The following is an 8,548-nucleotide window of genomic DNA, read 5'->3' on the forward strand; positions in this document are numbered from 1 at the left end:
GTGCAGCCCCGGCAGCGCCACCCCACCCCGGGCGGCGAGCGCGGTCACCGCGACCAGAACCGGCTGGTGCCACAGGTAGATCCGCACCGCGTTGCGGTTCACCTCGGTCACCGCCCGGCCCGGCAACGGGCGGGCCAGCAGCCGTTCCAGCGCCGGCCGGGCGAGCAGCCCCACCCCGACCTGCGTGACCGCCAACGCCACCGCCACCAGCGACGGCGGGTTCAGGTTGGACACCCCCGCCCCGGGCACCCCGACCGCGCTGACCGGATAGCCCAGCGCCAGCAGCGCGGCCAGCGCGGCGGCGCCGCCGCCGGCCAGCGCGCCCGCCACCTTCCGGCCGACCAACCCCCCCTCCGCGTGCGCCAGGCCGAGCAGGTACGGCACCGCCCAGGCCGCCAGCACGGTGACCGGCGGCAGGCCGGTGCCGGTCGGCAGCAGGCGGACCGCCAGGTCGGCCGCCGCCACCACGGCCACCGCCGGTGCGACGCAGCGGACCACCCCCCAGCGTGCGAGGGCGGCACGCAGCGGACCGGTCGACGCGACGAGGAGCAGCAGCGGCAGCAGGAACCACAGCGGGCTGACCGCGAGCCGCAGCGCGACGGCGAGCGTGTCGTCCGGGATCCCGGCGACGGTGGCGGCGAGCAGCATGGCGGCGCCCGCACCGAGCAGCGCCAGCGCGGGCAGCAGCAGCCGGCGCAGCCGACGGGCCAGCCAACCGCCCGGCTCGCCCCTGCGGCGCGCCAGAGACCGGGCCGAGCCGAACCCGGCGGTGAAGAAGAACAACCCGAGCGTCTGCAACACCCACGTCACCGGCGCCAGATCAGGCAGCGCGGTCAGCGGGCTGGCCTGGCGCAGCCCGCCGTCGGGGGCCAGCACGAGGCCGGTGACCAGCCAGTGCCCGAGCACCACCCCGCCGATGGCGTACGCCCGCAGCGCGTCGACCGCGCGGTCGCGGCTCACCGGGCGCTCCCGGCCCGCTCGACGTCGGCGCCGCCCAGCACGACCGCCGCCACCGCGGCCAACGTGGCGCTGCCCGCCACCAGGTAGCCGTCGTGCCCGGCCACCCCACCCACCGGCAGCGGCCGGGCGCCGAACGCCGGGTCGCCGGGACGGCGGCCGTACCCGAGGCCGGGCAGCCGCACCGACGGCACCCGCCGGATCCAGTCGGTGGGCGCCTCGCCCGCCCAGAACCGCCGCCCGCCGCGCAGCTCGTCGGCGTGCTGCACCCCGGCGCCGATACCGCCGAGGCTGACCACGTCACCGACCTGCGGCGGGGCCTCCGCCGCGGCCAGCGACACCACCAGCGCCCCGTAGCTGTGCCCGATCAGGGTGATCGCCGCCCCGGGGCGCCGCCCGGCCAGCTCCCGCAGCAGTGCCGCCAGGCCGTCGGCGCCCCGCCGGGCACTGGCGCCGGTGGCGGCGGTCAACACCCCGTCGGGCGGGTCGTAGCCGAGCCAGGCCAGCACCGCGACCCGCCCCGCCGGGTCGGCCTTTCGCAGCTCCCGGTACAGCTGCCCGGCCTGCTCCGCCGGCGCACGGCGCGCCACCCCGCCCAGCCCACGGTCGAAGTCGGCCAGCGTGCTGCCGACACCGGGCACCAGCACCGCGATCCGGTCCGCGTCGGCCAGGTCGCCGAGCACCTCGACGGCACGGCCGTCGCCGCGCGGGTCGAACGTCAGGAACCGGCGTCCGTCGGCCGCCCAGTCCGCGTACGGCGGGCCGGCCGCGCGCATCGCCGCCGCCGTGACGGGGTACGCCTCGACGAACCCGGCGGCCGCCACGGGATCGGGTCGGGTCGGCAGGACCAGGTTCACGCCGAGCAGCGCGGTCAGCGCCAGACGGCCGGCACCTCGTCGTCGCATCGTGTTCTCCCTCCGGAATGTCGTCCGGAGGCAGGGTGCGCCGGTGGGTGGCGCTCGCGCGTCGTCCCGGGGAGCCGTTGCCGGGCTGGCTCCGCGGAGCTACTCGCCCGCGGCGACCAGACCCGTCTCGTACGCCAGCACCACGGCCTGGGCGCGGTCCCGCAGCCCGAGTTTGGCCAGGATCCGCCCGACGTGCGTCTTGACCGTCTGCTCGGCAACCACCAGGTCGCCGGCGATCTCCGTGTTGTTGCGACCTCGGGCGATGAGCCGCAGCACCTCGGTCTCCCGAGGAGTGAGCGCGGCCAGGTCGGTGGGGCGGGGTCGGCGACGGTCCGGGCGGGCGGCGAACTCGGCGATCAGCCGGCGGGTGACCGCCGGGGCGAGCAGTGCGTCGCCGGCCGCCACCACCCGCACCGCCTGCACCAGGTCGGCCGCCGGGGCGTCCTTGAGCAGGAAGCCGCTGGCCCCCGCGCGCAGCGCCTCGTACACGTAGTCGTCCAGGTCGAAGGTGGTCAGGATGAGCACCCGGGGGCGTTGCGCGGACCGGTCGCCGAGCAGCTTGCGGGTGGCGGCCAGCCCGTCCAGCACCGGCATCCGTACGTCCATGAGCACCACGTCCGGGTCGAGCCGCCGGGTGGCGGCGACGGCCTGCGCGCCGTCGGCGGCGTCACCGACCACCAGCAGGTCCGGCTGGGCGGCGAGGAGCGCGCCGAAGCCCTGCCGGACCATCGCCTGGTCGTCCGCGATCAGCACCTTGATCATCGGTCCCCGCCCTCCGCCTCGTACGGCAGCTCGGCCACCACCGCGTAACCCCCGTCGGGCAGTGGCCCGGCGGTGAACGTACCGCCGAGCGAGACGGCGCGCTCCCGCATGCCGGTCAGCCCGTGCCCGGCGTCGGTCTCGGCGCCCGGCCGGACGTCGGTCGCGTCGGGCGGGGCGTTCTGCACGCGTACCGCCAGGGTGGTCGCAGCGGCGCGGACGGTGACCCGCACCGCGGCGCCGGGCGCGTGCCGGGCCGCGTTGGCCAGCCCTTCCTGCACGATCCGGTACGCGGCCAGCCCGACCGGCGCGGGCACCTGCCCGTCGTCCGCCGGTCCGGCGTCCAGGGTCACCGGCAGCCCGGCCCGGCGTGCCGCGTCGACCATCGCGTCGAGGTCGGTCAGGTCGGGCTGCGGCGCGGTCTGCGGCCCGGTCGTCTCGCTGCGCAGCACCCCCAGCAGTCGCCGCATGTCCGTCAGCGCGTCGCGGGCCGAGGCGGCGATGGCGACGAATTCCGCGGCCGCCGGCGCCGGCACGTCGGTCAGCCGGTACGGGGCGGTCTCCGCCTGCACGGCGATCAGCGACATGTGGTGGGCCACGACGTCGTGCAGCTCCCGGGCGATCCGCGTGCGCTCCTCCAGCACCGCGCGGCGTTCGTGCTCCCGCTCGCTCAGCTCGGTCTGCGCGGCCAGCGCGCGCCGGGACAGCCGGTTGCGTCGGATCAGGTCGCCGACGATCGCCAGCGCGCCGAGCAGCGCCAGGACGGCGGCCCGGTGCTCGGCGCGCACCAGCGTGAGCACCGGCACCGCGGTGATCGCCACCACCCAGGCCAGCACCGGCCGGTCGACCCGCGCGACGACCACCGCGACCACCGCGATCGACCCGAGCGCCAGCGGCGGGGTCCACGGGCCGGGCATGTCGGCGGGCGCGTTGAACGTGCACACCAGCAGGGCCAGCACCGTCAGGCGCCAGGCCAGCAGCGGACGCCGGGGCAGCGCCAGCAGCGGCGCCACGGTCATCACCGCGAACAGCACCGCGATCGGCGTCGGCAGGCCCCAGTCGCTCTCCACGGCGACGGTGATCCAGAAGAGGCCGAGCGCGGCGAGCAGCCCGACCGGGGCGGCGTACCGGGCCAGCCTGGGCCAGCGGGCCAGCAGCGGTCGACCTGGCGGGGTGTCCGGGCCCAGCAGGGTCTGCCGTAGGGCCGCAAGGGCCGCGGCGATCGGTTGCCGGTTCACCACCGGGAGGCTACGGGCCGGCACCTCCGTGGGGCGTCCCACCAGGGGTTGACCCCGGTGTCGTACCGCAGTGTGACGCGACTCCCGTTAGCGCTTACCTACCGGTAACGCCTAGGCTCCGACGCGTCCGTGCTGACCATTCGCAAGGGGGAATCGTGGCCCGTACCGTGCTGGTGACCGGGGGTAACCGGGGAATCGGCCTGGCCATCGCGCAGGCCTTCGCCAAGCAGGGCGACCGGGTGGCGGTGACCCACCGCAGCGGGGACGCCCCCGAGGGGCTGTTCGGGGTGCGGGCCGACGTCACCGACGCGGCCTCGGTCGACGCCGCGTTCACCGCCGTCGAGGCCGAGCTGGGGCCGGTCGAGGTGCTCGTCTCCAACGCCGGCATCACCGACGACACGCTGCTGCTGCGGATGTCCGAGGAGCAGTTCACCGGGGTGCTGGACACCAACCTCACCGGCGCGTTCCGGTGCGCCAAGCGGGCCTCCGGCAAGATGCTCCGGGCCCGGTGGGGTCGCATGATCTTCGTCTCGTCGGTGGTCGCCCTCTCCGGCGGCGCCGGGCAGGTCAACTACGCCGCCAGCAAGGCCGGCCTGGTCGGCGTGGCCCGCTCGATCACCCGCGAGCTGGGCAGCCGCAACATCACCGCCAACGTGGTGGCGCCGGGCTTCATCGACACCGATATGACCGCCGTCCTGACCGAGGACCGCAAGGCGGAGATCCGCAAGTCCATCCCGGCCGGCCGGATGGCCAGCCCGGACGAGGTCGCCGCGGTGGTCACCTGGCTGGCCGGGGACACCGCCGGATACATCTCCGGCGCCGTGATCCCGGTCGACGGTGGCCTCGGCATGGGCCACTGACCAGCGCTTCTCGACAACGTACGGAGGAATTCCCGGATGTCCGGACTGCTCGCCGGTAAGCGGCTGCTCGTCACCGGTGTCATCACCGACGCCTCGATCGCCTTCTCGGTGGCGAAGCTCGCCCAGGAGAACGGCGCTCAGGTCGTGCTCACCGGCTACGGCCGGCTCTCCCTGGTCGAGCGGATCGCCAAGCGGCTGCCCGAGCCCGCCCCGGTGATCGAGGTGGACGTGACCAACACCGAGCACCTGGCCAACCTCGCCGACCGGGTCCGCGAGCACGTCGACGGGCTCGACGGCGTCGTGCACTCGATCGGGTTCGCCCCGCAGAGCTGCCTGGGCGGCGGTTTCCTCGACGCCCCCTGGGAGGACGTGGCGACCGCGCTGCACGTCTCCACCTTCTCGTACAAGTCGCTGGCCATGGCGGCGCTGCCGCTGATGTCCGCCGGCGGCGCGGTGGTCGGCCTGACCTTCGACGCGACGAAGGCGTGGCCGGTGTACGACTGGATGGGCGTGGCGAAGGCCGGCCTGGAGTCGGCGTCCCGCTACCTGGCGCTGCACCTGGGCAAGCAGGGCATCCGCAGCAACCTGGTCGCCGCCGGGCCGCTGCGCACGATCGCCGCGAAGTCGATCCCCGGCTTCGACCAGTTCGAGGACGCCTGGACCGAGCGCGCCCCGCTGGGCTGGAGCCTCACCGACCAGGAGCCCGCCGCCCGGGCCTGCCTGGCGCTGCTGTCCGACTGGTTCCCGGCGACCACCGGCGAGATCGTGCACGTCGACGGCGGCTACCACGCCATCGGCGCCTGACGTACCCCGGCGGCGCCCCGAGGGGCCGTCCCGTGTGATCTGTGCGGGTCGGACCAGGGGGCGTCGCCGGGCGGTTCCGGCCGTGGGGCAAGAATGGACCCATGGCGTACGACGCGGTGGTGCTGGTGTCCTTCGGTGGGCCGGAGCGGCCCGAGGACGTGATGCCGTTCCTGCAGAACGTGACCCGGGGCCGGGGCGTGCCGCCCGAGCGGCTGGCCGAGGTCGCCGAGCACTACCAGCACTTCGGCGGGGTGTCCCCGATCAACCAGCAGTGCCGTGACCTGCTGGCCGCCGTGCGCGCCGACTTCGCCGCACACGGTCTCGACCTGCCCGTCTACTGGGGCAACCGCAACTGGGACCCGCTGCTCGCGGACACCGTGACCCGGATGCGCGACGACGGCGTCACGCGGGCGCTCGCGTTCGTCACCAGCGCGTACGGCGGCTACTCGTCCTGCCGGCAGTACCAGGAGGACATCGCCGCCGCCCGGGCCGCGGTCGGCCCGGACGCCCCGGTGATCGAGAAGCTGCGCCAGTTCTGGGACCATCCCGGCTTCGTCGAGCCGCACGTCGACGCGGTCCGGGCCGCCCTGGGCCAGCTCGACCCGGCGAAGCGGGACACCACCCGGCTGGTCTTCACCGCCCACTCCATTCCCAGCTCGATGGCGGCCAACGCCGGCCCGCACGGCGGCCGGTACGAGGCGCAGCTGCACGAGACCGCCCGGCTGGTGGCCGCGGCCGCCGCCCCCGACCTGCCGTACGACCTCGTCTGGCAGAGCCGCTCCGGCCCGCCGCAGGTGCCGTGGCTGGAGCCGGACATCAACGACCATCTGGCGACCCTCGCCGAGAGCGGCACCACCGGGGTGGTGGTCAGCCCGATCGGGTTCGTCTCCGACCACCTGGAGGTGGTGTGGGACCTGGACACCGAGGCGCTGGAGACGGCCAAGCAGCTCGGTCTGGAATTCGTCCGGGCCGACACCCCGGGCATCGACCCGCGTTTCGTGGCCATGGTGCGTGAGCTGGTCACCGAGCGGACCGATCCGGACGGCGCGCAGCTGCGCCGCCGCCTGGGCGAGCTGCCGATGTGGGACACCTGCCCCACCGTGTGCTGCGTGCCGACCCGTCGTCCGACGCCTGCCGGAGGCACTGATGCATGACCGTAAGCCCGTGCAGAGCTGGCTGACCGACATGGACGGCGTGCTCGTGCACGAGGGCCAGCCGGTGCCCGGAGCGCCGGAGTTCATCAACCGGCTGCGCTCGTCCGGCAAGCCGTTCCTGGTGCTGACCAACAACTCGATCTACACCCCGCGCGATCTGACCGCCCGGCTGAGCCGGATGGGGCTGGACGTTCCGGAGGAGTCGATCTGGTCCTCGGCGCTGGCCACCGGCCAGTTCCTGGCGGACCAGCGGCCGGGCGGCACCGCGTACGTGATCGGGGAGGCCGGGCTGACCACGGCGCTGCACGCGGTCGGCTACGTGCTCACCGATTTCGCCCCGGACTACGTGGTGCTCGGCGAGACCCGCACCTACAGCTTCGAGGCGATCACCAAGGCGGTCCGGTTGATCAACGACGGGGCCCGGTTCATCTGCACCAACCCCGACGTCACCGGCCCGTCCGTGGAGGGCGCGCTGCCGGCCGCCGGCTCCGTCGCCGCCATGATCTCCAAGGCGACCGGGGTCGAGCCGTACTTCGTCGGCAAGCCGAACCCGATGATGATGCGCTCGGCGCTGAACACCATCAACGCGCACTCGGAGAGCACCGCGATGATCGGCGACCGGATGGACACCGACATCCTGTGCGGTCTGGAGGCCGGGCTGGAGACCATCCTGGTGCTCACCGGGATCAGCAGCCGCACCGAGGCGGAGCGCTACCCGTACCGCCCGTCCCGGATCGTCAACTCCGTGGCGGATCTGCTCGACGAAGTGTGACCGGCCGGTTTCGGCGGCCCGCTGCCAGGTGTCGGTGCTGACGGCGCACCACTCTGATCATCCAGACGAAGAACAGCATCTCGGCGGTGGCGAATATCAGAAAGACCGCGGTCTCGACCAAGGTTGCCTCCCGTCAGGGGCGCAGTGGGGCGTTGCAGGCGGCCACCAGCGCCTGCCGGCAGGCCGTCGTGAGCGGGCGGAGCGCGGCGTCGCGCTGCTGCGCCTCGTAGTTGTTGATCGCGCCACCGGGCGCGGCGTGCCCGGCCAGCGCGAGCACCCGGTCGAGCACCGCGGCGCGGGCGAAGAGCCGGCGGGCCCGCGGGTCGAAGCCGGGTGGCAGGTCGGTGGCGCCGTCCGGGCGGCGCAGCGCGGCCAGCGCCCCGGCCAGCTCGGGTCGCCACTGGGCGACGTCGAGGCGGGTCAGCGCGGCGGTCGTCTCGGCCAGCGCGGCGGCCAGCTCGGCCTCCGCCTCGGCGGCGCCGGGCAGCGACAGTGAGGCGGCGGGCGCGTTCGCCGGCAGCGGGTAGACCCGCCAGAGCACCGTCTCGAAACAGTCCCCCGAGCCGGAGGTGTGCGACCGGACCTGCGGGATCAACCCGAGCGAACCGGCCACCACCGCCTCACCGGCGACCAGCGCCGCACCGGCGAAGTCGCCGGGACCGGGCAGCCCCCGCGGGTCGCCCGGCGCGGGCAGCACCAGCCGGATCTCGTCCGGGGAGAGCTTGGCCAGGGTGGGCAGCGCGGCGCCCAGCGGGACGTCGGTCCAGGTGCCGGGGGCGTCCGCAACGAGGTGCTCCTCGTCGCCGGCGATGGCGTCGGCGACCTCGTCGTACGGCACCAACCCGGCGCGCCACGCGCGCACCCAGGCGACGAACCGGCTCGACCGGCGCGGCGTGAGTGTGGCCGCGCCCGTTGCGGGGGTGGACATGCCGAAAGGGTACGTGGTCATCACCGGCCGTGTCTCGACTGCCGCTCCGGCCGCCCGCCGTCCGCGTTGATCATGTAGTTGTGGTGGGTAATCACTGCTGGTTCATGACGATTTGCGAGGCACCACGACTCCAAGATCGGCGGGGGAGAGCGGGGGAGAGCGGGGGAGAGC

9 protein-coding genes are annotated in these 8,548 nt (G+C 74.7%); 4 read left to right on the top strand and 5 right to left on the bottom strand.

Annotated features, from left to right (window positions below; genetic code table 11):
• The 4 genes from EAD89_RS29215 to EAD89_RS29230 all read right to left on the bottom strand — a co-directional run.
• Nucleotides 1–960: acyltransferase family protein (locus EAD89_RS29215; RefSeq protein ID WP_121677936.1), on the bottom strand; the 960-nt coding region annotated here is incomplete at its 3' end.
• Nucleotides 957–1,862 (bottom strand): alpha/beta hydrolase, encoded by a 906-nt coding sequence (locus tag EAD89_RS29220; RefSeq protein ID WP_121677937.1) that lies wholly within the window; start codon nt 1,860–1,862, stop codon nt 957–959. The genes EAD89_RS29215 and EAD89_RS29220, both read right to left, overlap by 4 nt.
• Before the next feature lie 99 nt (nt 1,863–1,961).
• Nucleotides 1,962–2,624: a response regulator transcription factor gene (locus EAD89_RS29225; protein WP_121653157.1), complete on the bottom strand. Its 663-nt coding sequence runs from the start codon at nt 2,622–2,624 to the stop codon at nt 1,962–1,964.
• The gene (locus EAD89_RS29230; protein WP_147458892.1) at nt 2,621–3,859 is read right to left on the bottom strand and encodes a sensor histidine kinase; all 1,239 of its coding nucleotides are present in this window, start codon (nt 3,857–3,859) and stop codon (nt 2,621–2,623) included. The genes EAD89_RS29225 and EAD89_RS29230 overlap by 4 nt, the downstream gene beginning before the upstream one ends.
• A 155-nt stretch (nt 3,860–4,014) precedes the next feature.
• Here EAD89_RS29230 and fabG point away from each other — a divergent pair, with 155 nt between their 5' ends.
• The 4 genes from fabG to EAD89_RS29250 all read left to right on the top strand — a co-directional run bounded on the left by fabG (nt 4,015) and on the right by EAD89_RS29250 (nt 7,449).
• Nucleotides 4,015–4,719: a 3-oxoacyl-ACP reductase FabG gene (gene fabG / locus EAD89_RS29235; protein ID WP_121653159.1), complete on the top strand. Its 705-nt coding sequence runs from the start codon at nt 4,015–4,017 to the stop codon at nt 4,717–4,719.
• 36 nt (nt 4,720–4,755) lie between these two features.
• On the top strand, nt 4,756–5,523 hold the full coding sequence (gene fabI / locus EAD89_RS29240; protein WP_074312674.1) for an enoyl-ACP reductase FabI: 768 nt from the start codon (nt 4,756–4,758) through the stop codon (nt 5,521–5,523).
• A 101-nt stretch (nt 5,524–5,624) separates the two neighbouring features.
• Complete coding sequence (locus EAD89_RS29245; RefSeq protein ID WP_121653160.1) at nt 5,625–6,677, top strand: ferrochelatase; 1,053 nt, start codon at nt 5,625–5,627, stop codon at nt 6,675–6,677.
• Nucleotides 6,670–7,449 (top strand): HAD-IIA family hydrolase, encoded by a 780-nt coding sequence (locus EAD89_RS29250; protein WP_121653161.1) that lies wholly within the window; start codon nt 6,670–6,672, stop codon nt 7,447–7,449. The genes EAD89_RS29245 and EAD89_RS29250 overlap by 8 nt, the downstream gene beginning before the upstream one ends.
• A gap of 133 nt (nt 7,450–7,582) precedes the next feature.
• Here EAD89_RS29250 and EAD89_RS29255 read toward each other — a convergent pair whose 3' ends face one another.
• A complete protein-coding gene (locus EAD89_RS29255; protein WP_121653162.1) occupies nt 7,583–8,377 on the bottom strand; it encodes a hypothetical protein in 795 nt (264 codons plus the stop codon).
• Nucleotides 8,378–8,548 lie beyond the last annotated feature (171 nt).

The sequence above is a fragment of the Micromonospora sp. BL4 genome, from assembly GCF_003667505.1.
In the GTDB taxonomy this organism is placed as follows: Bacteria; Actinomycetota; Actinomycetes; order Mycobacteriales; family Micromonosporaceae; genus Micromonospora.